Origin of the sequence: Micromonospora sp. FIMYZ51 (assembly GCF_038246755.1) — a bacterium.
In the GTDB taxonomy this organism is placed as follows: domain Bacteria; phylum Actinomycetota; class Actinomycetes; order Mycobacteriales; family Micromonosporaceae; genus Micromonospora.
In genome coordinates this window covers 3114594-3139435 of record NZ_CP134706.1, presented here as the reverse complement: position 1 = coordinate 3139435, position 24842 = coordinate 3114594, and the positions used below count along the sequence as shown (strand labels likewise).

18 protein-coding genes are annotated in these 24842 nt (G+C 72.7%); 5 read left to right on the top strand and 13 right to left on the bottom strand.

Features of this window, described 5'->3' with window-relative positions:
* Position 1: 1 nt before the first annotated feature.
* The 8 genes from QQG74_RS14245 to QQG74_RS14210 all read right to left on the bottom strand — a co-directional run bounded on the left by QQG74_RS14245 (position 2) and on the right by QQG74_RS14210 (position 8652).
* Positions 2 to 1765: a TraM recognition domain-containing protein gene (locus QQG74_RS14245; protein WP_341720759.1), complete on the bottom strand. Its 1764-nt coding sequence runs from the start codon at positions 1763 to 1765 to the stop codon at positions 2 to 4.
* The gene (locus QQG74_RS14240; protein WP_341720758.1) at positions 1762 to 3534 is read right to left on the bottom strand and encodes an ATP/GTP-binding protein; all 1773 of its coding nucleotides are present in this window, start codon (positions 3532 to 3534) and stop codon (positions 1762 to 1764) included. Before QQG74_RS14240 ends, QQG74_RS14245 begins: the two co-directional genes overlap by 4 nt.
* Positions 3531 to 5030: an SCO6880 family protein gene (locus tag QQG74_RS14235; RefSeq protein ID WP_341720757.1), complete on the bottom strand. Its 1500-nt coding sequence runs from the start codon at positions 5028 to 5030 to the stop codon at positions 3531 to 3533. Before QQG74_RS14235 ends, QQG74_RS14240 begins: the two co-directional genes overlap by 4 nt.
* Before the next feature lie 33 nt (positions 5031 to 5063).
* Complete coding sequence (locus QQG74_RS14230) at positions 5064 to 6278, bottom strand: hypothetical protein (protein WP_341720756.1); 1215 nt, start codon at positions 6276 to 6278, stop codon at positions 5064 to 5066.
* Between the two features lies 1 nt (position 6279).
* The gene (locus QQG74_RS14225) at positions 6280 to 7023 is read right to left on the bottom strand and encodes a hypothetical protein (RefSeq protein WP_341720755.1); all 744 of its coding nucleotides are present in this window, start codon (positions 7021 to 7023) and stop codon (positions 6280 to 6282) included.
* 48 nt (positions 7024 to 7071) lie between these two features.
* Positions 7072 to 7422 carry a hypothetical protein gene (locus QQG74_RS14220; RefSeq protein WP_341720754.1) on the bottom strand — a complete coding sequence of 117 codons (351 nt, stop codon included), beginning with the start codon at positions 7420 to 7422 and terminating at the stop codon, positions 7072 to 7074.
* Positions 7423 to 7486: 64 nt separating this feature from the next.
* Complete coding sequence (locus QQG74_RS14215; protein ID WP_341720753.1) at positions 7487 to 8173, bottom strand: hypothetical protein; 687 nt, start codon at positions 8171 to 8173, stop codon at positions 7487 to 7489.
* Entirely contained in the window at positions 8170 to 8652 is a 483-nt protein-coding gene (locus tag QQG74_RS14210) for a hypothetical protein (protein ID WP_341720752.1), read from the bottom strand. The genes QQG74_RS14215 and QQG74_RS14210 overlap by 4 nt, the downstream gene beginning before the upstream one ends.
* A gap of 290 nt (positions 8653 to 8942) precedes the next feature.
* On the opposite strand from QQG74_RS14210, the gene QQG74_RS14205 reads away from it, so the two are divergent.
* Positions 8943 to 9461: a hypothetical protein gene (locus tag QQG74_RS14205; protein ID WP_341720751.1), complete on the top strand. Its 519-nt coding sequence runs from the start codon at positions 8943 to 8945 to the stop codon at positions 9459 to 9461.
* A 63-nt stretch (positions 9462 to 9524) separates the two neighbouring features.
* Here QQG74_RS14205 and QQG74_RS14200 read toward each other — a convergent pair whose 3' ends face one another.
* Positions 9525 to 10448 carry a zf-HC2 domain-containing protein gene (locus QQG74_RS14200; RefSeq protein ID WP_341720750.1) on the bottom strand — a complete coding sequence of 308 codons (924 nt, stop codon included), beginning with the start codon at positions 10446 to 10448 and terminating at the stop codon, positions 9525 to 9527.
* A 67-nt stretch (positions 10449 to 10515) separates the two neighbouring features.
* Positions 10516 to 11208 carry a sigma-70 family RNA polymerase sigma factor gene (locus tag QQG74_RS14195; protein WP_341720749.1) on the bottom strand — a complete coding sequence of 231 codons (693 nt, stop codon included), beginning with the start codon at positions 11206 to 11208 and terminating at the stop codon, positions 10516 to 10518.
* A 385-nt stretch (positions 11209 to 11593) separates the two neighbouring features.
* Here QQG74_RS14195 and QQG74_RS14190 point away from each other — a divergent pair, with 385 nt between their 5' ends.
* A complete protein-coding gene (locus tag QQG74_RS14190) occupies positions 11594 to 13231 on the top strand; it encodes a ricin-type beta-trefoil lectin domain protein (protein WP_341720748.1) in 1638 nt (545 codons plus the stop codon).
* A 66-nt stretch (positions 13232 to 13297) separates the two neighbouring features.
* Here QQG74_RS14190 and QQG74_RS14185 read toward each other — a convergent pair whose 3' ends face one another.
* Complete coding sequence (locus QQG74_RS14185) at positions 13298 to 14815, bottom strand: S8 family serine peptidase (protein WP_341720747.1); 1518 nt, start codon at positions 14813 to 14815, stop codon at positions 13298 to 13300.
* A 221-nt stretch (positions 14816 to 15036) separates the two neighbouring features.
* On the opposite strand from QQG74_RS14185, the gene QQG74_RS14180 reads away from it, so the two are divergent.
* Entirely contained in the window at positions 15037 to 17334 is a 2298-nt protein-coding gene (locus tag QQG74_RS14180) for a hypothetical protein (protein WP_341720746.1), read from the top strand.
* On the opposite strand, the gene QQG74_RS14175 is transcribed toward QQG74_RS14180, so the two are convergent.
* Complete coding sequence (locus QQG74_RS14175; protein ID WP_341720745.1) at positions 17235 to 18869, bottom strand: hypothetical protein; 1635 nt, start codon at positions 18867 to 18869, stop codon at positions 17235 to 17237. The two genes, QQG74_RS14180 and QQG74_RS14175, sit on opposite strands and share 100 nt — an antisense overlap.
* 99 nt (positions 18870 to 18968) lie before the next feature.
* Entirely contained in the window at positions 18969 to 20207 is a 1239-nt protein-coding gene (locus QQG74_RS14170; protein WP_341720744.1) for a ricin-type beta-trefoil lectin domain protein, read from the bottom strand.
* A 174-nt stretch (positions 20208 to 20381) separates the two neighbouring features.
* On the opposite strand from QQG74_RS14170, the gene QQG74_RS14165 reads away from it, so the two are divergent.
* Both QQG74_RS14165 and QQG74_RS14160 read left to right on the top strand, forming a co-directional pair.
* The gene (locus QQG74_RS14165) at positions 20382 to 21755 is read left to right on the top strand and encodes a hypothetical protein (protein WP_341720743.1); all 1374 of its coding nucleotides are present in this window, start codon (positions 20382 to 20384) and stop codon (positions 21753 to 21755) included.
* Positions 21756 to 21994: 239 nt separating this feature from the next.
* A complete protein-coding gene (locus QQG74_RS14160; protein WP_341720742.1) occupies positions 21995 to 24811 on the top strand; it encodes a BTAD domain-containing putative transcriptional regulator in 2817 nt (938 codons plus the stop codon).
* The last annotated feature ends 31 nt before the right edge of the window (positions 24812 to 24842 follow it).

Below are 24842 nucleotides of genomic sequence, written 5' to 3'. Positions count from 1 at the left end.
GTCAACCCACCCGGCGCAGATCCCGGCGCTGCCAGCTCGCCGCCGCCCGTTCGGTGATGGCCTGCACCTCGGCCTTTGCCGCCGCCGAGATCGGCCCGGCGTTCGGCTCCTTGTACCAGGGCCGCAGCCGGATCAGGGCCGGCCGGATGCCGGTGGCCAGCAACAGGGCGGTGCCCTTCGGCAGCGCCCGGATCTTGTCCGCCGGCAGCACGTGCTCCTGCCGGTACGACACCGAGCGCGACGAGCCGTCCCGGGAACGGGAGTAGGTGGGGGTCCGTACGTCGTGCTGGCCGACCAGGCGGGCGATCTTGTCCACGAAGTCGGCGTCGTCCAGACCGGCACCGAGCAGCTTGATGGTGGCGGCGCTCCACAGCGCGTCCATGCCCGCCTCGCCCCAGACCCGGACCCCCTGCCGGTAGCTCTGTAGCAGGGTCACCACACTGATCCCGCGCGAGCCCAGGTGGCTGTAGAGGTCGGGCAGGTCGGAGATGCGGCACACGTTTGCCGCCTCGTCCAGGATCGCGGTCATGGGCGGATCCAGCCGGCCGCCCATCCGCTCGGCGGCCACCACGCCGGCCCGGATGATGGCGTCGGCCAGGCCGGCGATCACCCCGGCAGCGGAGCCACCGCCGTCCTTGGAGAGCAGGTAGAGGGTGTCCCGGCTGAGCACGTGCTGCTCCGGGATGAACTGCGGGCGGGACGGGTCGGGGCTGACCCAGGCCAGGATCTCCGGGTCGAGCAGGCAGGCGACGCACTGCCGGGCGGTCTCGTAGATGCCGTCGCGGGTCTCGACGGCACCGCGTACCGTGCCCTGGAGTTGGTCGGCCATGGCGGGCATGCCGCAGTCCCGGAGCAGGTCGACCGGGGTCCGGTCGGCCGGGTCGGCGAGCCAGGCCAGCATCTCGTTCACCGTCGCGCCACCCCGGCAGGCGGCGAGGAAGAGCGCGGTCAGGGTGTTCTGCGCCGCCGCGATCCAGAAGTCCTTCTTGGCCGCGTCGTCGTTCACCGAGCTGACGAAGTGCCCGGCCAACCGGCGTGCGCCTTCGATGGTGTCGCAGGCGCCCAGCATGTCCCACCACATCTCGCGCTCGGTGTACGCGATGCCCTGCGGGTCGAAGGTCCATACCCGGCCGACCCGGGCGCGCTCCTGCCGGGTGACGGTGAACACGTCGGACTTGTTCGAGGTAAGCAGGACCGCCCCGGGAGCACGCAGCACCCGCGGGATGGCGATGCCGGTGGACTTGCCGGCGCGCGGCGCCATCAGATCCAGCTCGACGTCCTCGTAGGAGGAACGCAGTTCGGGTCCGGCCGGCATCAGGTCGCCGAGCAGATTGCCGGTGTCGTCGGGGTGCAGTCGGTCGGTGCGGCTGAGGCTGGGCCGCAGGTCGCGGGCGCGGGCCGCGAGCGCCTTGCCCGTCATGCCGCTGAGTTCACTCGCCCGGGCGAGGCTCTTCGGCTCCCGGAGCCGACGCAGCACCGTACGACCCAGCACGACCACCGGTACGGCACCGAGCGGCAGCAGCGCGACCGGCCCGCCGTAGACCACGTACGACGGGACACCCGGCCAGACCTGCTCGCTGGCACCGCCGACCAGGCTGAGGTAGACCTCAAGGGTGAACGGTGGCGGCGCCCAGCCGTGCCCGGTCAGACCGGCACCGAGGGTGCCACCAAGCCAGAGCAGACCGAAGATCACGACGTTGAGCAACGCGAAACCGGGGATCAGCCAGGGCAGGAACTCGTTTCCCGCCCCGCCGGGGCGGCTCATCGGCTCCCCCGCTCCGGCAGCCGGACGTACGCGCCGCCCAGATCGGGCAGGTCGCCGGCGGTCACGGCGGCCATCACCGCCGCGCGTTCGGCAAGCATCCGTTCCGCGTCCCCGTTGGCGATCCAGCGGGTGTTTGTGTCGTGCAGGTGGCGCTCGGCCTCGGTGATCGCGACCCGGATCGGGATGCCGGGACGGCCACCCACCTTGATCAGGAAACGGCCCCGGCCGGGCGGCTCCTCGTTGCCGCCGTCCTGGGCCCAGCCCGGGGGCGAGGACCAGGACGACACCAGCTCGATCTCCCGCCGGGACAGCCCCACCACCCGACCCAGCTCCTCCATCTCCGCCCGGGGCAGCCCGGCGCAGGCCACCATGCCGGCGCGCTCGACGAACCCCCGGGCCTTGGCCTTGTCCGCCTCGGAACCGAGCGCCTCGGCGTCCTTCAGGGTGTGGGTGATCTTCGCGTCGGCAAGCCCGAGGGAGCGGTTCAGCCGGGTGAGCGCGTCGATCCGGTCGACGATGCCGGAGGCCGCGCGCAGCGGTCGCCACAGCTCGTCGAGGACGGTGAAGAACCAGCGCCGGGGTGCCAGCCCCGCGTCGGCCAGGGCGTGCGAGGCGGCCACCGTACCCAGTCCGTCCGACCAGGCCGCGAGCATTGCGGCGGCGGTCAACTGCCCGTCGGCCTCGCCGATGCGGGAGATGTCGATGCAGACGGCGGTGGCGTCCGGGTCGATCCTGGTCGAGGTCTCGGCGGCGAAGGTGTCGCCGAGCGGGCCGTCGAGGATGCCGAGCAGCGAGCGGTGCAGCGGGTCGACGGCGTCGCGGTAGCGGGATTCCTGCCCCCGGTCGAGGGTGACCTGCCGGACCCGCGGCGGCCCTTCCTGGAGCACGCTGAGCAGCTGCGGCAGGCGGAACGTCTGCCCCTGCGGGGTACGTTCCCGCAGGTGTCGCAGGCAGGCCGAGAGCACCGACTGCTCGTGGTCGCTGATCGGTACACCCCGGACGATGGTGAGCAGCGCCGCCACCATGTTGAGCACCCGGCCGTGGGTCTCGGCGTCCAGCGCCTGGCCCGCCTGCCCGCCGATCCTGGCAGCCGCCGCGCCCATCGCACCGGGGTCGAGGATGTTCAGCCCGCCGAGACCACGGGCGATGGTGATCACCTGCCCACCGAGGGCGCGGACGGTGTCGGCGTAGTCGGGCTTGAGGTCACCGAGCACCAGCGGGACGACGCCCTGCGCGGCGAGCCCGATCAGCATCCGGTTGATAAGCGTCGACTTGCCCAGGCCCGGCATGCCGAGCATGAACAGCGACGGGTTGGAGATGTACCGGGCCCGGGTGAACCAGTTGAGCGGGTCCCCGCAGACCGTGGCTCCGGTGCTGATGTGCTGGCCGAGCGGGACCCCGGTCATCGGCGCCCCGGAGCCGGAGGCGAAGGGCCACAGACCGCACGCCTGCACCGTGGTGGCCCGCCACATGGTCGGCGGATCCAGCGCCGCCACCCGGCCGCCACCCAGGGCGTACGAGCCGCGGTGCGGCACGCTGTCCTCCCGGTTCGCCCGGGCCAGCCGCGCCAGGTACCGCCGCTCGGCGGCCTCCTCCTGCGCCCGCCGCCGACGCTCCCGCCGCAGCGCCCTCGGGGTCCGGCTGCCCGTCTCGTCGAGTTCCCGGGCCTGCTCCTCGACCGCCGGCACGACCAGGTCGTCCAGGGCGGTGGTGGGCCCGGCCGCCCCACGCGGCCAGCCTGCGGCAAGATCCGACACACCTGGCGTCACAGCGCCTCCTGTAGCTCGTGCGGGATCATGGTCTGCTCCCACGGCAGGATCCCGACCGGAAGAGCGCAGGTGAAGGCCGCGGCCTGCATCCGGTCGGCCGGACGCATCGCGATCCGGGTGGCACCCAGCAGGTTGCGCATCGTCACGTCGGCATCACGGATCTCGGCGGCCGAGTCGACGGTGAGCGTCACCACCATCGAGAACTCGACAAGTCCCGCGCCGGACGCCTCCTCGGCCGCCGTCTGCTCGGCGGCCTCGATCTCGGAGATCGCCCGGGCCCGGACCAGGCCGCGGGTCGAGTTGGCCATGAACTGCGCGGAGCGACGGTCCGACTCGACGATCTTGGCGGAGGTGGCCGGATCGATCGGCCGGTAGATCAGCGCCACCCGCTTACGGCGGATGCCCAGCGCCGGGTCGAGCAGGCTACGCAGGACGTTTGACCGCACCGTGCCGCGCGGGGCCAGGGTGAGCAGCCAACTGCGGGAGACCCCGGAATCGTGCTGGTAGTGACCGACCGTCTCGACGGCGGCGGCCGGCCCGGCGTCGGCCCACTCCAGCCCGGTGCCGCCGTGCTGGGCGCGTACGTCGAGCACCTCCGCGGCGACGGCCGGGTCGTACGCGACCCGGACGACCTCGGCGATGCGCTCCGCCGACAGCGGTTCCGCCCATCCGCCACCGGCGGCGACCACGCCGCTGAGCACGCCCTGGAGCCGCAGGGCGAGGTCGATCAGCACCGCCTCCTTGTCGCGCCGGGCACCGCCCGGCGCCGCGTAGGTGAGGGTGAGGTAGGTGTTCATCTCCGACGACGCGTCCGGGTAGTTCTGCACCACCTCCTCCATCACCGCGCGGGCGGCGGGCGGGGCGTCCGGCGAGATGCGTCCGAGCACCTCGGTGGCGAGTCGGGTGCCGGGATCCGGTGCGGTCTCGACGACCACGGAGGCGCCGCGCAGCCCCGGCTCGTGGGCCAGCCGGGAGAGCCACTCCCCCCACAGCGCCACCCAGGTGTCGACCTGGTCGGGGTCGACGAGCGAGCCACCGTCCGGCTCGCAGCTGAGCACGATGGTGTACTGGTTGCGGTTGCGGTGGTGCAGCACCCCGAAGGGGCGGTCGTACGGGTCGCGTCCCTCCAGCATGGTCACCCGACTGAGCAGACCGGGTGGCCGGAACCGGCCGCCGGGTCGGGTCGACAACGGACCGGAGACGTACAGGTGCTGCCGCTTGGATTTGCGGCGCAGCCAGCCGACCCGGACGGCGGCCATGTTGTAGACGTTGCGGCCGTCCTGGGTCCGGATCGCCAGCGGCGCCAGCATCAGCGCGAACGGAAGCCCCACCACCAGGGCCGCGTCCAGGGACACCATTGAGGAGATCAGGACCAGCACCAGCCCGCCGAACAGGCCGACGGTTCCGATCAGGCCCAGCGAGCCCAGCCCGGCCTTACGCGGCCGACGCCAGTTGCCGTAGGTCGGTGTCTTCATGGGTTCGGCAGTCGTACTCACGATGATCGTTCTCCTTTTCCGTTCCGGCACCGGCTAGTCCCGGTCGGGCAGCGCTCCGCTGGCGATGTTGCTGGCGTGCTTGTGGGTACTGGCCACGGCCTGCGCGGTCGACGCGGCAGCGCCCACCGTGGCGGCGGCGACGCCGGCCGCGCCCCGGGCTACCCGCCCGGCTCGCGAACCGCCGCCGGAACCACCGCCAGATCCGCCGCCGGACCCGCCACCGGAACCACTGGCCGAGCCGCCACCGGACCCGCCGCTCGGCTTGCCGCCACCGGCCGAGCTACCGCCGCCGCTCGGCGCCCGGGACCTGCCCGCCGCCACGGATGGCCCGTGCCCACCACCACCGCCGGCGATCTTCTTGGCACCGGAGGCGATGGCGCCCGCACCGGCGCCGACGCCAGCGCCGACGCCGTCGCGGGAACCGAGCGCCGACATGGCCGGCACGACCAGCCGCATCAACGCGGGCAGGGCGACGGCGGCCATCAGCAGTACGGCGGCCCCGGCGAGCTTGTAGTGTTTGGCCTCGTCACCGGCGGCGCCCTCATCGACGGCCCCGATCATCGCCGCGCCCGAATACATGATCAGCCCAACCACCGGTTTGAACGCCAGCCAGGCGACCATCCAGGCGATGTGCTTGCGCCACCAGCCCCCGCCCCACTCGGACATCGAGGCCGCCGCAGCCAGCGGAAGCGTGCCGGTGAGCAGCACCATCACGCCGAGCCGGATGTACATCAGGATGACGTGGATGCAACCGGCGATCAGCAGCAACAGGCCGATGATGATCAACAGGAAGGCGGTGAGGCCATCCGTGCCGCAGTTGGCGATCAGCTTGAGCTGTGCCTTGATCCCCTCTTCGTAGAGATGGTCGGCGTAGTTGTCCGCCTCGGCGGCGAGCCAACTGACCACGGCCCACGCGGCCGTGACGGTGAGGACCATGCGAACCAGGCCCATCAGCGCCACGACGAGGGACTGACCCTTGCGTTCCAGCGCCATCCGGAACGCCGCCGCCAGCAGCGACGCCACCGCGATCGTGACGACCAGCCAGTCGGTCTGTAGATGGATTTTGCCGTTCAGCTCCTCGTTACCGAGCGCGGGAACGTCGCCGAGGTTTGCGAAGAGTTCGACCGCCGCGCCCATGATGGCGCTGGCGATGTCGCTGAGAATGCCGTCGATGCCCCGCTCGAAGAAGCCGACAACCTGGCCGATCTCGCCGATGTAGACGGCGTCACCAGTAGCGCAGGTGCCCACCTCACACCTCGTCCCACAGCACGAAGCCGACGAGCGAGACGACGGGGAGGGCACGGGTGTGCAGGCCGCCGGAGCTCAACGGCCGCAGCTGCCAGTCGACACCGTTCCAGTCGACGGTGTAGTCGAGCGACACGTACCGCACGGTCGCCTGCCGGACGAGGACCCGCACGGTGGCGGTGCCGGGCGAGTACTTCACCACCAGGAAGCCGGCCAGGGTGTTGGGGGTCTGCACCGGCCCGGTGTCCGGGATCGACGCCCGCATCGCGTCGAAGTAGTCACGCCCCAGACCGGGCACGAGCTGCTGCTGGCTGACCGTGGGCCAGTCGGGACCGCTCATCTGCCGGGAGATGGTGTGCGTCGCCATCACCGCACCCATCGGGGTGTGCGCGAAGCACCACAGCAGCGGGCCGGTGGTCTTCAGCGGTCCGGCCGAGGCGGACAGCGGCGTCTGGGCCCCGTTCAGCGGTCGCCAGGTGATGTCCCGCGGCGCCGCACTCGGGATCTGCTGCGCCGAGTCGTCGGTGCGGCAGCCCTGCGGCCGGGAGCCGTCCGGGCCGAGGGTGCCGATCACCGGCCCGGCGGGCGCCGCGGCACTGGGCGTGGCGTCCCGGCCGCCACCGAGCACCGCGGCCAGGCCGACGCAGAGGGCGAGGGCGAGAAAGCTGGCCGACAGCTGCCATCGACGGTGCCGCCAGAACGGCTGCTCCTCGTCCATCTCGTCGTCGGCTGCGTAGCTCAGTCTCATGGCACCTTCCTGTTCGGCGGACGACCACCGCGCGCAGCGCACGGGTGGTCAGTTGGTCGATGCGGTCCCGGCGCTGAACAGCCAGCTGACGATGGGCCCGGCCATGGCGATCAGGATGCAGCCGCCCAGCACCATGCCCAGCCGGCTCATGTGCTCCGAGCTCTCACCGCGCTTGTGTGAGATGGCCATGACCGCACCGGTGATCAGAACGCCGACCACACCGGCTGCCGTGCCCGCCCAGGCGACCAGGCCGAGCACCTGCTGCACCTTGCTGCTGAGGCCGGTCGGCAGCGTTCCGTTGATCGAGGGCTGCGGGACGCCGCCCCCGGCCGGGTCGGGTGCCGCGAGCAGGGTCGAGACACGTGCCAGGGTGCTGTAGTAGATGTCGGAGAGGGACACTTCGACTCCTTCGAGAATCAGCGGGTGGTTGTTTCGGTTGGGTCGGCACCGCTCGGCCGGGTGGTCATCCGGTGAGGGCCAGCCACCGGACGAACGGACCGGCCATGGTCGCGATCAGGCACGCCGCGACGACGAAGGCGAGGTGCTTCATGTACTCGGTCCGCTCCTCGAGCGCACCGCGACGCAACTGCGACGCCAGCGTCGCGCCGGTGATCAGCAGCCCCAACACGGCAGCCGCGCTCACGCACCACGCCATCAGGTTCAGCAGTTTCACGATCGGCTGGTTCTGATCCTCGACTTTGATCGTGTACGCCTTGATGTCCGGCGGCTCGAACTGCTTCTTGTTGATCGCGTTGTCGCACTTGAACTTTCCGGCGTACAGGGCACCCGAGAGCTTGCAGTTCCTGGCACCGGTGATCTCGATGTCGTCCTTGGTCCGGGAGTGGCCACTGAGGTCGACCATCATTTCCACGTCCATCCACACCGTGTCGCCAGGGGTGTAGTCGGCGGTGAGGGTGTAGGAGCCGATGACCGAGCTCTGCTGCCCTGAGCAGACCCGGTCCTTGCCGGTGGACGGCGGGTTCTTCATCGTGGTGGTGGTCTTGAGACAGAGCTTGTAGTAGAACGCGGCGCTACCCACGTCGGTCGTCACGCTGTAGGTCTCCGCGGCCATCGCGGTGGACGCCGGCAGCGCCACCAGCCCGAGCATCCCCAGTACGCAACCGGCGACGAGCCGGAGCAACCTGTTCACGGCCACCTCCGGACCGGCTCGGCACCGGCGGACACCAGGTCGGCCAGCCGGGACAGTTGCCGAGGTGGCCGCTTCGGCTCCACACCCACCCGGTACGACGGGATCCACGGCAACCGGTACACCGGCGCGATCGACCGGATCAGCCGGATCCGACCGAGCAGCGGCGCCGGCAGCCGGCCCGGGGCATCGGCGATCAGCACCACGCCCACCAGCCGCATCCCCGCCGGATGCCGCCCCTCCCGCAAGGCGTGCAACGCCCGGGAGACCGCCCCCAGCCCGTCCAGGTTCGTCCGCCCCACCACCATGACCCGGGCGGGTTCGGACCGCGCCGGGTCCGGCCATCGGCAGCCGAGGTCGGTCCCGCCCAACAGCCGGGTGAGGGTGCTCGCGCCGGCACCGCCGTGGGCGCCGATCCAACCGATGCCGTCGTCGGAGAGCTCGTCGCGCCGCCAGGTCGGGCGATCGTCGTACTCCCGCACGGAGGTCTCGTCGGGCGCTGGTCCCAGGGTTGACATCCCCGGTCGCCGCACCGCCACCGACCCGTTGCCCACTCGCCTCGCCTCCCATCTCTGCTCGCCGTCACCGTCACCGGGCACCGGCCAGCGGCGACCGGAACCGGTGACGGCCGCTCTACGGCGCAGCCACCCGCTCGGTTCAGCACAAGTTCCGGGTTTTTCCACGGCCTGCGGAAAAGAACTGGCGGGCACGGCGAACCCGACGGCCCCGCATCCGTAGAAGCAGGGCGCGACCCCGACCTCCGGAGGAACCGATGCCGCCGCCGCTCTCCCGCCCGAACACCGACGCGTCCAGCCGGAACCCGCGCCAGGACCGGCGACACCGGCCGCTGCCGCCGCCCGTGACCGGCCCGCCGCCGGGCGTGACCGGCCCGCCGCCGGGCGTGTCGCTGGCCGCGGCCCTGGCCAGCGTCCGTCGCGTGCCCACGGCGCAGACCAGCTGGGTCGACCAACGGCCGGTCCGCACGACGGAGCCGCCCGGAATCGAAGTGGACAATGCCTTCAGCCGCGCCAACCGGGCGGGCGCGCTCGCCGCGAAGGAGTACCTCGACCACCGCGCCACCCCGGCGGGGCATCAGGCGTACGAGAAGGAACGGCAGGAACGGAACTGGACCAGGGTTGAACACTCCCGGCTGCGCGGCGCGGCCCTGGCCGGTCAGCGGGTCGCCACCGCCGCACACCTCACAAGCGTGCGCGGCGTGGGTCGGGCGGGCCGGCCGGTCAGCCTCCCGACGCTCGGCAGCCCCCGCCGCCGACAGGTACGCGCCCGATGAGGCCGGCTGCCGCCGTCAACCGCCGGCAGTCACCGCCGCGAGAACACTTACCAACCGGCGCGATCAGCGCGGCGCGGCCGGGTCCTGGGACAGCGGAGCCGTCACGATCGCGGAGCCGTCGACCAGCCCGACCGTGATGAACGACAGTTGGTCGACGGGAAGCGAGGTCTCGCCGGCCACCTCCTGCGGCCCGGCGGAGGCGGTCCAGTCCCGGACCACATGGGTGGCACCGTCGCGGGTCACCGCGAAGAGCCGGTACCTCAGTCCCGGCCGCAGGCCGGTGACGGTGATCCGGATCGTGGCACTGCCCTCGTTGCTGGCGACGATGGCGACGGAAAGGCTCGCGCCGTAGCCGGGCGCCTCGCCCGAGGCGGTCAGCACCGGCTCCGAGCCCGCATTCCACTCGTTCACCGCTACCACTCCCCCGGCCAGGGCGAGGGCAAGGACCGCTGCCGCGCCGGCCCAGACGAACCGCCGCCGACGACGCGATCCGGCCGCCGACGGGCGACTGGCCGTGGCCGCCGGACGGGCTCCGGCGGGCCGCCGTCCACCGGGTCGGGCACCGGTGGGCCGGAGCGGACCCGCAAGCCCCTCGGCGTCGCCGCGTTCCCGGGTCACCCCGCCGGTGTCGGGCTCGCCGCCGTCGGCCGACTCGGCAGCATCCTCCGACCCAGCACCGCCCACCGGCCCGGAGCTCGCGTCGCTTTCGGCGACGGGTACGGCCGGCATTGCGATGACGGGTGCGGGCGCTTCCGGCACGGCCGGTACGGGCGGTTCTGCGGCGGCGGGGGGCGGCGACCAGTCCGCCTCGCCGAGCCCGGCCAGCCCGCTGATCGAGGGGCCGACCGTGGCCGCCTCGTCGAGGCACTGCCAGCAGCCAGCGAGATGTTCCTCGAACGCCACGCGCTCCGCGTCGTCCAAGGCACCGAGCAGGTAGAGGGCCAACCTCTCCCGCTCGGCCGTGGCGTGCTCCCCGCCTGCGCGCATCCAGCCCTCTCCTCAACGGGTCGGCACCACGCGGTGTGTCTGTCTGCTGTCCCGGGCGACCTTGGGATCAGGACGACTCGGTAGAGCCGATCGCGGCGTGCAGGGCGCGCACCGCGTAGAAGGCTCTGGACTTCACCGTACCCTCGGGTATTCCCAGCCGCACCGCCGCCTCGGCCACGGATGCGCCTCGGTAGTACATCTCCAGCAACACGGCACGGTGTTCCGGGCTGATCTTGCCCAGTGCGAGCCGTACCGCGTGCACGTTCACCACCCGGTCCATCTCGTCGTCCGAGGTGGGCACCCGGTTCAGGTCCGGCAGGCTGACCTCGGGTGGCCGGGCCTGTCGGGCCCGCATCGCGTCGATCGCCACGTGCCGGGCGACCGTGTAGAGCCATGGCGCGATCTTCGACGGATCGGCGGCGAGGGTCTCCGCGTGCCGCCAGGCGCGCAGAAACGTCTCCTGCACCAGATCCTCGGCAAGATCCTGCTGCCCGAGCAGCAGGCGGGTGAGGAAGCGGTGCAGGGGCCGGCGGTACTCCTCGACGACCTGCCGGAGCATGGCCTCGGCGGCGGACGGGTCGACGGCGGACCGGTCGACAGTGGCGGACCGGTCGACAGTGGCGGACGGGCCGACAGCGGCAGGCGAGTCGACAGCGGCAGGCGAGTCGACAGCGGCAGGCGAGTCGACAGCGGCAGGCGAGTCGACAGCGGCACTGTCCGATAGACACGGTCCAACCGATTCGTTGGGCACCGCCGACACAGACCGCCTCCCTGACGGACGGATCGCATCCTGCCGGCCGGGTGGACATCACGCATCGGCGTCCTCGCGGCCCTGACGGCGAGCATAGCCGTACCGCCAGCGGAGCATGCCGGGTAGGTACCCGGTATGCCGTAGGCCACGTTGGGCTGATGCGTCCCGCCTGGACCGTACCCATCGGTCATGCTTGCCTCCACTGTCGACGGCGCTGCTCAGCGTGCGGACCGCGACCTGCCGGTAAGGTCGCGCGCTGCCCGGTTGACGGCTCCGCGCCCCGGCCGGTTCACTTCCCGACCGAACAATCCGACAAAAAAGTTCGCGGCCGAGGTGAACGCCGGGTGGTGGGCATCCGTCACGACAGGTGTCGCTACGCCGAAAGGGATGGCCCGTGACCACCGACCTTGCATCCATCAGGTCCAGACTCGGCCGGACGCCGCGCCGAATCGTGGCGGCCGTGCTGGCCGGACTGGCGGTGCTCTCCGCCGTCGTCGCCACCATCAACTGGGGTGTCGCCTCGGCCCGCGACGACACGGTGATCGGTGAGACAGTCACCGAGAAGCAGATGACGGCAATCGTCGCCGCCGCCCGATCCTGTCCGGTGCTCACTCCGGCGCGGATCGCCGGGCAGCTGATGGCCGAATCGGGCCTGGACAACCGGGCGCGGCAGACCGCCTCCGGCGGTCGGGGCATTGCCGGCCTCGACGCCGACGACTGGAAGACGTGGAAACCGTGGCCGGACGCCCGCCGCTCGGACATCTCGGCGAACATCCTGGCGCTCGCCCACCAGATGTGCGACTTCACCGGTCAACTCCGGTTGGCCGGCCTCTCCGGTGACCAGTGGCGGCTGGCGGTGGCTGCCTTCCACGCCGGGCTGCCCGCGGTCACCAAGGCCAAGGGCGTACCCGCCGACGCGGTCTCCTACGTCGACCAGGTCAGCGGCTACGCCGGGTACTACGACCAGCTGAAGCAGTTCGGCGGGCGCGGAGCGCCCGCACCGGTCGCCCCGCCGCCGAACGACGCGAAGGGGATCCCCGCCGAGTACGTGCCGCTCGTCGTCGCGGCCGGATCGTTCTGCGACCAGGTGACGCCGCCGATGGTCGCCGCCCAACTGATGGCGCTCTCCGGGCTCGACGCCAACCTGCTCGGTCCGGCCGGGCAGCGCGGTATCGCGCAGTTCCGCTCCGACGTGTGGCAGGCGTACGGCCCCGAGCGCGGCTCCGCCTGGGACCCCACGGCGGCGATCCCGGCCCTCGGCACCGCCATGTGCCAGTTGGTCGAGGAGCTGTCCAGCCTCGACGGCGACCCGTACCTGCTGGCGCTCGCCGCCCACCGCAACGGCCCCACGGCCGTTCGGCAGGCCGGCGGCTCCGTGGACCCGGACACCGAGACGCACCTGCGCGCGGTGCGGGCCCTCACCGACCTCTACGCGCTCGACACCCGGCTCGCCCGGCCGGTCCTGACCGAGCCCGTCACTCCGTCCGAGACGTCCTCCACCGAGCCGACGCCGGAGGAGACCGAGACGGCCGATCCGCCAGCCGCTGGGCCGGAGCAGCCGGCCAACCCGCCCGCCACCGAGCCGAAGCCGGCACCGACCACGGCCAAGCCGAAGCCACCGGCCGAGCAGCCGGCCGCTCCGAAGCCGGTCCGGCCGACTGGTGCCAAGCAGATCTACCATCCGCGTACCGGGCTCTGCGTCAGCTCGGGCCAGACCGGTGACGGGACCCGGCTCACGCTGAAGACCTGCGCGGAGGAAGCGTCCCAGTGGTGGGACTTCCGCAAGGACGGGACCATCCGCTCCCGAGGTCTCTGCATGGACATCGCCTGGGCCGCCTCCGAGGACGGCACGGCGATCCAGGTGGCCGTCTGTAGTGGCAACAAGGCCCAGGACTGGCGGCTCAACGACAAGGGCGGCATCATCAGCGGGCTCAACGGCAAGTCCGTCGACGTGGACCTGGGCGCCAAGGACAAGCCGCTCGAGCTCTGGATCTACGTGGGCAACGCCGAGCAGACCTGGCGACAGCGGTAACCGAGCAACCCGAAAGGGGTACGGGCCTGCTGCCCGTACCCCTTTCGCATGCGCTGCCTCGGTCCGTCAGCCGAAGGCTCGGCGGCGGCGCAGGATCTGGAGTGCCAGGAAGGCACCACCACCGACCAGGGCGAACCCGAGCAGGACGAGGGCACCCAGCCCACCGCCACCGCCACCGGTGCCCGCTCCGTTGCCGACCGGCTGCTCGCCCTCGACCGGCTGGGCGACCGACGCGGCGGGGTTGATCATGCCGGAGCCGTATCTGGCGTCCGGCGTGTCGCCGCCCACCGCGTCCGCGGTGCCCTGGATCCGCTGCTCGACCTGAACGGCGCTCAATTCCGGGTAGGCGGCCCGGACCAGTGCCGCCTGCCCGGCCGCGAAGGCCACGGCGAAGCGGGTGCCGGTGTAGCTCAACGCGCCAGTCTTCCCCGGACCGATGCTGGTCACGTCCGCACCGGGCGCGACCACCTCGACCGTTTCCGGCTGATAGTCCTCGACCAGGCCGTTGTCGGCACCGACCCCACCGACCAGCAGCAGGGCGCCGGTGGCCTCGGGTTCGCTGGGCGTGGGCAGGGTGACCGGTTTGGTCGGCGCGGCGGCCACCACGACCACGTCGTGGTTGAGCGCGGTGGTGAGCGAGGCGGTGACCGCCGGGGCGGAGAGGTCCACGTCGGCGCCGAGCGCCACCACCGAGGCGCCCGCGCTCACCGCCACCTCGATCGCGTTCGCCGCGTCCGTGGCCCGGCCCTTGCCCGAGGTACCGACCATCCGCACGGGCAGGATCGTGGCGTCGGGCGCCAGACCGGCCGGGCCCTTCTTGGCACCCGGATTTGCGCCGATGATGCTCGCCATCGCGGTGCCGGTGCCGAGGCAGTCGGTGTCGCCACGACCGTTTCCGACGGTGACGTCCGCGCCGACCGCCACCCGGCCGCTGAGCTGTTCGAGGCTACCGTCCACCCCGGAGTCGAGCACCGCCACCATGACCCCGTTGCCGCGGCTCAGGTCCCAGGCTCCGTCGGCCGCCAATCTCAGCTGGGCCCATTCCGATCGGCTGCTCGACGCGACCAGGGCGGTGCATTCGGTGGCACCCTTCGTGCCCTTCGGTGCCGGGCTGGCGCTCGGACTGACGCTGGGGCTGGAGCTGGGGTTGGGGCTGGGGCTGCCGGGCTGTTGCACGGGCGGCTTCGCGGTGGGCGACGACGCCTTGGGGGTCGGCTTCGGTCCGGCCGGAATCTGGCCGTGCTTCACCCCGTCGCCGACCGCATCCCACGGCAGCACCAGGTACCAGCCACGGTTGAGTCGGGCCGGGTCGGTCAGGCTTGCTCCGTCCGGCTGCACCCGCCCGGCGTTCAGGTTGTAGATCTCTGCGGACCGCTCGCCGCTGCCGAGGAACCGGAGCGCGATCTCGGTGAGGTTCTCCGGTTGACCCTGGTACGCGGCGGTGACCACGTAGTACTTGACATATGCCTGCGGGTCCGGCGGGGCTTTCTGGGCCGCCGACGTACCGCCCATGGCCACGACCAGGCAGCAGGCAACCGCCACGCCCGCGAGCAGGCGTCCAAGGTTCGGTCGCTTTGCCAGCACTGATGTTCCTCCTTCAGTAGCCTTCGGCCGATCAGCGCGGCCGACACCCTCTACAGCGGATTTGGGCCGGGTACGTTCAATCCAAGTGCCAGATCATTCGAATTCATCTGAACCAGAACCCGATGATCTTCGTCGTGAAGACGTACGGGCCACGGGACCAGATGATGCGGCGGGTCACGGGCCGCCACGGCCGGCAACCGAGCGGACGGTGGTGAAAGCGCATGTACGCCAGGCCCACGACGAGGGACGGGGACGTCGGCAAGGCACCGGCAACTCGCCGCTTCGATCCCCGCCGGCACCGGCGCATCACCGGACTGTTCGACCTGTGGCTGGAGCCCGGGACGCGCGGCGGCCTGGTCCTGCCGCTGAAACCGGACCGGCCGGTCACCGCACGGGTCATCGCCGACCTGGTCCGACGCTCCGGCGAGGACGCCAACGACGTACGGATCCTCACCGCCGACGGCACCCGACACAGTGAGTTGTTCAGCGAGGTCGCCGGGCTGCTCGCGCACGACGTCCTGGTGACTCCCGACGGCGCGGAGATCCGGCACCACGACCGGCAGGGCGGGAACGGGCCACTGCACGCGGTGCCGCTGGACCGTCGCACCCGCCGGGCCCGGGACTGGGTCGTGATCCAGCCACCCGAATTGGCCACCCCGCTGCCCGGCTGGTTCACCGTGGAGCGTGGTCTGGTCCGCCCCCGCCGGGGCGTGGTGGGTCTGCCGCTGCGCGGCGGTGTCGTCCTCGCCACCCGGGCCGACTTCGTCACCCGGCGGGCCACCGCGCACCGGCTCAGCTCGGCCTCGGACGGGCTGGTGACCGTCGCGGTCACCGCTCGGGCCGGTGGCTTCCTGGTCGGCGACTACGGCGGCACGCAGCGGGTGTACAGCGGCGGCCAGCTGGCCGCCCTCCTGGGTGACCTGCCCCTCTACGGCATCGACCTGCGGCTCTGGCTGACCTGGCCGTCCGACCCGGACGAGCAGCAGAGCCTCGTTAACCAGGCACGCGAGCTGGCCGAGACGACCGGTGCCACCGTCTGGACACCACCGCCGGGCGGCAGCGCGGAGCTGGTCGACGGCCGCAAGGACCTGCGCGCCCTCGACTACGCGGGTCGGCCGGCCGGGTGGCAGGCGCATCGGCCCCGGTTCGCCGCCGCGCCGCCGGCACTGCGAACCACCCCGGACGGCCTGCTCCTACCGGCGTCGGCCCGGCCCAGCATCACGGCGAGCGGCCCGAACCCACCCGAGCCCCAACCGGCCGAACCCGAACCCACCAAGCCAGAGCCGACCGAACCCGAGCCGACCGAACCCGAGCCGGCCAAGCCGCAACCGGCCGATCCGGCGCCGACAGGCGAGCTGGCGCCAGACACTGCCCGGCCGGAGGCGACGAAGCAGGCCACTGAGCCGACCGAGCCAGAGCCGACCGAACCCGAGCCCGAGCCCGAGCCGGAGCCCGAGCCCGAGCCGGAGCCGGCCAAGCCGCAACCGGCTAAGCCCGAACCGGCCGAGCCGGACACGGCCGAGCCGGACACGGGGGTCGGGGAGCGGTCGCGGCAGTCGGCCGCCGTTCCGGAGACGCCGCTGCCCCGTCCCGCGCTTACCACCGAGGAGCGCCGCGCGGCGGCGTACGGTCCGCCGTGGCTGTCCGCCGGGCAGCAGGTCAACGCGGAGCCGTTCGAGGCGTTCGTCGCCTCGCCTGTCGACGCCCGGTCGGTCGCCGACGGCCTGCCCAGCGCCGAGCTGTTCCTGTTGGCGTTCCTGGATCCCCGATCGGTGCCGGATGCTGGTCGGCTGTTGCGGGTCCGGGTGGGGGCCGGCGGCGCGATCCCGATGGCGGTGCTCCGGGCCCGTCTACCCGCCCGCCTGCAACACCTGCGTGGTCTCCGCGAGGCGTACCTCCTGCCGGCGGCGCGCCTGGACCGGATCTGCGCGGTGGACACCTTCGACGTCGACCGGGCCGGCCAGCTGACCCCGGCCGGCGAGTGCGCCGACGAGCCGTTGCAGATCCGTTCCGCACCCGGCCGGTCGATCGCCGGTCTGCCCAACGACGTACGGCGCTGGCCGAGCTTCGGCTCCCGGCGGGCGTACGCCCTGCTGCCGGCGGACCATGTCCGCCTGCCCCGCCACTGGCTGCGGCTCTACCGCCGGCAGCCGGCGGTCCGGCCGGGCCGGCTGCTGCTGGAGCTGCGGGTGCCGAGGGACCGGGCCATCGACGTCACGTCAACGGCGGACCTGCTCGCCCCGCTGCGCCGGCTCCGCTCCCGGGCGGAACCGCTGCGCGCCGCCCAGGTGGAGCTGATCCTCAGTAGCCGCTCCTACCGGCGGGTGCGGGTGTGTCGGGCGTACCGCGCCGAGGCGGGGGCCTGGCAGCGGGTACCCGAACCGGAGAAGGGACCGCTGTCGACCGTCGTGCCCCGGCATCAGGCACCGCCACCGGCACCGCCACCGGCACCGCCACCGGCACCGCCACCGGCACCGCCACCGGCACCGGCACCGGCACCGGCACCGGCACCGAGCTGAACCGACCAGCGGCCGTCGGCGACCCGACCGATCACCATCGGCACGCAGCGACCGCCGGCAGCGAGTTCGCGTATCCCGGCGGCCAGGCCCTCGGGCAGGCCCGCCGTGATCACGACGTACGGGTCGGCGCCGCCGTCGCCCGGCTCGGGGAGCCGGGTCAGGCTCCGACAGCCCTCGAAGATCTCGGCGCCCAGTGCATCACCGAGGACGGCGACCTCGATCCCGTCCGCGTGCAGCTGCCGGGCGTACGCGGCGGCCAGCCGTCGGCACTCGGCCATCTCGCCGACCAGGGTGAAGACGTCGGGTGCCCGGCCGAGGTCGACGTGGAGCCGCCACGGTCCCTTCCGGCCCAGCATCAACGGCACCGCCGCCGCCGGCACCGGCTCGTCGTCGGCGAGCCAGGCGTACGCGGGCGTGGTCGGTCCGGTGGTCACGCCGGCCAGGCGGACCAGGATCGGACCGACCTCGGTGCGAGCGTCCACCCGGACGTACGGCACGTCGCCGTCGGCCGGCAACGCGGGCCGGGGCGGATCGCCGACCTCCGCAGCCGGTTCTGTGCCCACCCCGCCGTCCGGTGGCGCCTGCGGCGGCGGCCCGGACGGTACCCGGGTCGGTGAGGTGCCGGTGCGGGGCGGCCATTCGGGTGGTGGCATGGACGGCGCAGCGACCTGAGCCGGCTCCGCCAGCCGCAGCTGCGGATGCTCCGCCGTCCGTAGTTCCGCCGACGGCTGCGGCGGTGGCTCGCCCGGGGCCGGCGGAGGTGGTGGCGGGGTGGCCGCCGCGCGGGCCGCACGTTCGGCCGGGGTCGGCGTGTGGTGTCGTTCCGGCGGCCATGGCCCGTCGTCGAGAGTCGCCGAGCGCAGTTGGTGCACCCGCCGGGGCAGCACCAGCAGCGCGACGACTGCGAACACCACCGCGAGCACGCCCGCGCCGATCCGGACCACTCCGGGAGTGAGCAGGCCCGGCCCGGAGGGCTCGGAGCGCGCCGGCGGTTCGGCCACGGCCGGGGCCGAACCACCGGCCGCCGGGTCCGAGCTGACCGGGCTCGGCGACGCGGGCGGCGTCGGGGCGGCGGAGGTGGGCGGCGCCATGCTCGGTGTCGGTGCCGTGCTCGGTGTCGGTGCCGCCGTCGCTGGCGCCACGGTACGCGGCGACGGCCGGGGGGTCGGCGGTGCGATGGCCGGGAGCGGGCCGGTACGCACGCCCGGCCCGTCGGCGTCGCGGGGCAACACGAGGACCCAGCCGGGTGCGAGTTCGACGCCGTCGGTGAAGGTGGCCCCGTCGGGCTGTGCCCGCCCCCGGTTGAGTTCGATGATCTCGCGGAACCGGTTGCCGTTTCCGAGGGTGGTCAGGGCGATGCTGTACAGGTACTCGCGCTGGCCGTTGACCGGCGGACCGACGACGTAGTACTTGCCGGTGTCGCCGGGCGCCGCCGTCGCCGCTGTCGCCGGAGTGAGCGCCCCGAACAGGGCCGCCAGCAGTAACGCCACCGCCCACCAGGGCGTCGCCGCCCGCTCCGGACCACCTGACTTCATTCGCATCCTTCCGTCTCGTGCCACCTGATGCGGCGCGGCGGCCCTCCCGGCCACCGCCGGGCCGGCCATTGCGCGCCCTGTTCGGTCCGCCCCGGCTCGTCAGCGGCCGACCGTACGCCAGGTCTGGTTGTCCTGTCCGGGCGCGCACTGCCAGATCTGCAACGGGGCGCCGTTGCCGCGGTTGCGGTCGCGTACGTCGAGGCACTTGCCCGAATGCGGGTTCCGCACCATCTCCCGCTCGACGACCCAGACCTGCGCCGGGCCGCCGTTGCAGTGCGCGAGCTGCACCTTGGCCCCGTTGTCCCGCGACGCCCAGGCGACGTCCATGCACTTGTCGAGCGCCACCAGCGAGCCGTTGGGTCCCCGCGCGAACCGCTGTGCCGGCGTGCCGTTGCACTTCCAGAGCTGCAACTGGGCACCGTCGGCCGAGACGCCACCGGGCACGTCGACGCACTTGTTCACGTACCCGCGCAGGGCGAAGCCGCCGCCTGGCTGCGGGTCGGGCCGGTCGGCGACGGGCTGGTCGGCGGGCCGGGGCGCCGAGGCGCCGCCGTTGCGGAAGGTCACCACGAAGTCCGCGCAGCCGGGGCAGGCGAAGACGGTTTCGTTGCCGGGAACCTTGTCGTGCGTGGACCACAGGTAGGCCCGAGCGCCGAAGGGGCGCAGGGCGGCGGTGTAGGCGCTCTCCGCGTCCCGGTTGGGGTTGACGCAGTTCACCCGGTCACCGCGACCCGGATCGCGTACGGCGTGTGCCTCGGGGCAGGCGGCGAGCAGCTGCCCGCCCGAACAGTCCCACCGGACACAGCTGCCGGCCAGCGGATTGGCACCACCGGGTGCGTCGATCGTGATCGTCACCGACAGGGCATCGACGTAGCTGACGTTGTACCAGGGAGCCGCCGGGTTGTGCTGGTCGAAGTTGAACTCGGCCAGGCTCACCGGCTCCGCGCCCCGCTCACAGCGGTCCGGGAAGGGACCGCAGTCCCCCACCACGCAGCTGAAGGTGCTGCCCGGCTCGCCGCTACAGCGTTGCCGGGCGAAGAACCGCCCGCGCCAATGGCCCGGATGACCGTCGTCGGGGATGACGATGGTCTTCGACTCACCGGGCCGCAGGACGGGCAGGCCGGTGATCGGGCGCGAGCCGTCTCCGCTCTCCCCGGCACCGACCCAGAGCGTCTCACCGGTCGCGTTGACGAACGTCACCCGCTCCCCGGCGACGGCGTCCGAGCTGCTCGACATGACCACGATCAGGCCGAGCGCGAGCACCACGACGGTGAGGAGCGCGACTCTCGTGCTCGTGAAGGCCCGCCGGATCGGGGACGAAACGGTGCTCAGTGTCATCAAGCCCTCCATCGGCCTGGCAGCGGACGCACGAGGTCCGCGAACGTACGCAGCAGTTGCACGCCCTCATGACGGCGCTGAACGGGTGCTGGTTCACCGGCGACGGGCAAGCCGACCAAAACTTTCCCGCGTACACTTTCGGGGCCCGTCGGTGCGGCACTGACAGGAGGCGCGATGGCCCAGCCGCCTCGCCCGCCCGCCTCGATCCGGCAACGTCCACACTGGGGCCTGGCGCTCAAGACGACCGGCCTGATCGCGCTCGTCCTCGGCACGACCTTCGGCGGGATCGGCTACGCGGCACTGCGCTCCGGCGGCAGCCGCAGCGTCGCACCGATCCATCCCCTGGTGGCCGTTGTGCTGATGTTCGTGCTGCTGGGTTTCGGACGCTGGGCCTACCGGCACGGATCCCGACATCGCGCCCGGCTGATGGATCCGCTCACCGATCTCGCCGAGGCAGAGCCGATCGTGCTGTTGCTGCGGTCCTTCGACGAGGACGCGGGCCTGGCGCGGGTGCAGGGTGGGGATCTGCGCGGCCCCTGGGCGGCGGACCTCACCACGGAGGAGCAGCAGCTCGGTAACGCCACGGCCACCTTCGGCCGGCTGGTGGCCCTCGGCAGTCCGCGCGACACACTGCCGCAGGTCGGCGCGGGACGCGACTACGCCGGGGACGACGAGTGGCGGTCCCGGGTGCTGGCAGGTCTGGACCGGGCCCAGCTCGTGCTGCTTGTCGCCTCGCCGGGCGAGGCGATCCGGTGGGAGACCGAACAGGTCGTCGAGCGCGGCCTGGCCGATCGGCTGGTCGTGCTCGTCACCGGCGACGGCCAGCGGTACGAACGGTTCCGGGCCGAACTGTCGGCGGTCTTCCCGCGCGAACTGCCGCCGTACCAGCCGCTGCCGCGCCCCTCCAACACGACGATCCGGGCGTCCCACCTTCAGGCGGTGGTCTGGTTCGACCCCGACTGGACGCCACACCTGGTGCCGCTTGGTGACGATCAGGACCACCGGTGGCCCCTGGTCAAGCTGCACCGCTGGGTCGAGACGACCGTTCCGCTGGCCATCTGGCCGCTCTACGGGCGCGCTGGCGTTCCCGTGCCGGGCCTGCCCAGCGAGCCGCGTCGGCGGCCCTGGGCGGTGCCGGCGGCCCTCGCCCTGGCTGCCCCGGCGGCGGTGACCGTCGCGGTGCTGCTGATCAGCTCCGCCGTGGACGGTAACGTCTGGGAGGGCGTGATCGCCGGGGTCGGGTTACCGCTCCTGGCGCTGCTCGGTCACCGGGTCTGGCACGGCGGCTACCTGGCGGTCCGGGCGGCGGCGTTCCTCGCGGTACTCGTCGGTGTGCTCGCGGTGCTGCTCCTGCTGGCCAGTCTCTTCCTGCGCGACGGGGTGGGGCACTGGTGGCCCATCTCGGCCGGCCTCTACCTGCTGGCCGCGGGGCTGTTGCTGGCGGGTCGGTCGGTCCGCGACTGGACTGCCGCGCTTGTGCTCTTTCCGTCCCGGACGGCGGACGACGGCGGGCCGGCGGACGCAGCGCAGCCTCCGGGCCCGAGGTAGCCAGTCGGCGTGCTGGTCCGGGCCGTCGGCCATCCCGACGCCGACGGTCCAGACCAGTACGCCGACCTGCGCGTGTTCACACGCCCCCCGTGAAGTGGATCGCTAACGCCCGAACCCCCCGAAAGTGGTTATTCGGGAAGATCGCCGACCCGGCTGCCGATGGTACGGTTGCCCGCGTATCAACCGCGCACAATCGGCGTACAAAGTGAATTGTCTTCGGCCGTCGGTTGGGGTGACTGATGCTGCTCCGCTTCGATCTCCTCGGCCCGTTGTCGGTGTCCCGGGACGGCCGTGCGGTCGAACTCGGTTCGGTGAAACAACGGCTGCTGCTCGCGCTGCTGCTGGCCCGCCCCGGCGAGGCGGTATGCACCGACGAGCTGGTCAACGCGCTCTGGGGCGACCAGCCACCGGCGTCGGCCGGGGCCAACATCCGCACCTACGTGCGCGGACTGCGGCAGGCCCTCGACCATGACGGGCGGATCGTCACCACCGCCGGGGGCTACCTGTTGCGAGTGGAGCCGGACGAGCGCGACCTCGACCGGTTCGACACCGCAGCCACCCGCGGACGCGACGCTCTGGCCCAGGGCGATCCCGCGCTGGCCGAGGCCGAGCTGGCCGAGGCGCTGGCCCTGTGGCGTGGCCCCGCGCTGGCCGGACTGCCGCTGCCCAGGCCGCTGTCCCGCTGGGCCGAGCAGGTCACCGAACGGCGGCTGCTGGCCGAGGAGGAGCATGCCGCCGCGAAGCTCGCGCTCGGCGCGTACGCGCAGGTGATCCCCAGGCTGCGCGGCCTGCTCGAACGGCATCCGCTACGGCAGCGGGCGTGGGCGCAGCTGATGACGGGTCTCTATCACAGCGGTGACGTGGCTGGGGCGGCGGCGGCCTTCCGGCAGGCCCGGCAGGTACTCGCCGAGGAGACCGGGATGGACCCGGGACCCGAGCTGACCCGCCTGCACGACGACATCCTGCACCACCGTTCCGTCCCCGCCGGGCCGGTGCCGCGTTCCGACAATCGGACGACCGGCCGGGGCCGCACCCGCCCGGCCCAGCTACCGCTTGCCACGCCCGACTTCGTCGGCCGGCAGGCGCAGCTCGACCGCCTCGACGCCGCAGTGGAAGCGGTGGCGAGCAGGCCACGCAACGTGGTCATCACCGCGATCTGCGGGATGGCCGGCGTCGGCAAGACCGCGCTGGCGCTGCACTGGGCACACCGGGTGGCGGATCGCTTCCCGGATGGGCAGCTTTACGTCAACCTGCGCGGGTACGACGACGGCGAGGCGGTCTCCCCGGCCGACGCCCTGCTCGGTTTCCTCGAGGCGCTGGACGTGCCGCTGGCCCGCATGCCGAGCAGCACGGACGCCCGGACCGGTCTCTACCGCAGCCTGCTGGCCAACCGCGAGATGCTCATCGTGCTCGACAACGCCCGCGACGCCGGCCAGGTACGGCCGCTGTTGCCGGGCGCCGGCCGGTGCGTCGTCGTGGTGACCAGCCGGGACCAGCTCAGCAGCCTGGTCGCCGCCGAGGGTGCCCGACTGCTCGCGCTCGACGTGCTTACCGACGCCGAGTCGACGCACCTGCTGCGCGGCCGGATCGGCGACCGCCTCGACGCCGAGCCGGCCGCCGTGACCGAGATGATCGAGGCAGCCGGTCGCCTTCCGCTCGCCCTGTCGATCGTGGCCGCGCGGGTGGCCACCAGACCCCGCTTCCCGCTCGATGCGATCGCCGCCGAGCTGCGTGCGCCGGAGACCCGGTTGGAGATCCTGGCCGACGGCGACGTGCGGCGGGTCTTCTCCTGGTCGTACGCGGCGCTGAGCCCGGACGCGGCGCGCCTGTTCCGCCTGCTCGGCCTGCATCCGGGGCCCGAGCTGAGCGGATCCGCCGCCGCCGCGCTGCTCGGCCGGCCACGGGCCGCGCTCACCCCGGTCCTCAACGAACTGACCCGGTCGCACCTGCTGACCGAGCACCAACCCGACCGGTACGCCCTGCATGACCTGCTGCGCTCCTACGCGGCCGAGCTGGCCCAGGAAGCCGGGCACGCCGACGAGCGGCACGAGGCCCTGCACCGCCTCTACGACCACTACCTGCACAGCGCGTATCCGGCCGGCCGGCTGGTGCAGCCCCAGTGGTCACCGGTCACCGTGGTGCCGGCCCGCGCCGACAACGCGCACGTACCGATGGCCGACCAGGATGCCGCGCTGGCCTGGTTCGCGGCGGAACGTCTCGTGCTGCTGCGGGTGATCCGGCAGGCCACCGCGACCGGCTTCGACGGGTACGCCTGGCAGCTCGCCTGGGCGCTGACCACCTTCCTCGCGCCCCGGGGGCTCTGGCAGGACCAGCTCGTGGCCCAGCAGGCCGCGCTCGAATCGGCCGAACGCCTCGGCGACCTGGAAGCGCAGGCCACGGCCAACCGGCTGCTCGGCCGGGCCGCCTACCGGCTGGGCGAGTACGACACCGCCGGTGAGCGCCTCCAGCGGGCGATCAAGCTGTACGAGCAACTCGACGACCCGGCCGGGCTGGCGCAGACCCTGCACAACTACACCGAGCACTGTTTCGTTCTCGGCCAGCGGGACGAGGCGTTGACGCACGCCCGGGAGGCGCTGCGGCTGTACCGGCTGGCCGGCAACCGGGCGGGCGAGGGCCGGACGCTGAACGCGATCGGTTTCATCCACGCCGTGCAGGGCGACCACCGGCAGGCCATCGCCGACTGCACGGAGGCGCTGGCCCAGCAGCAGCTGATCGACGACCACAACGGCCAGGCGGCGACGTTGGACAGTCTCGGCTTCGCGTACCACGGGCTGGGCGAGCACGACCGGGCCGTCTCCTGCTACGAGCGGTCCGTCGAGCTGTTCCGGGCCTCCGCCGACCGCTACCACCAGGCGGAGACCCTGGTCCGGCTCGGCGACACCCGGGCCGTGATGGGCAACACCGCCGCCGCCACGGCGGCCTGGCGCCTGGCCGCGTTGATCTACGACGACCTGGGGGATCCCGCCGCCGACGACGCCCGGAGCCGGCTCGCGCGACTCGGCCGGGCCGGCACCGACGACCCGACGCGGGACTGATCACGCAGGTGAGCAGGGTGTCCGAGCCGAT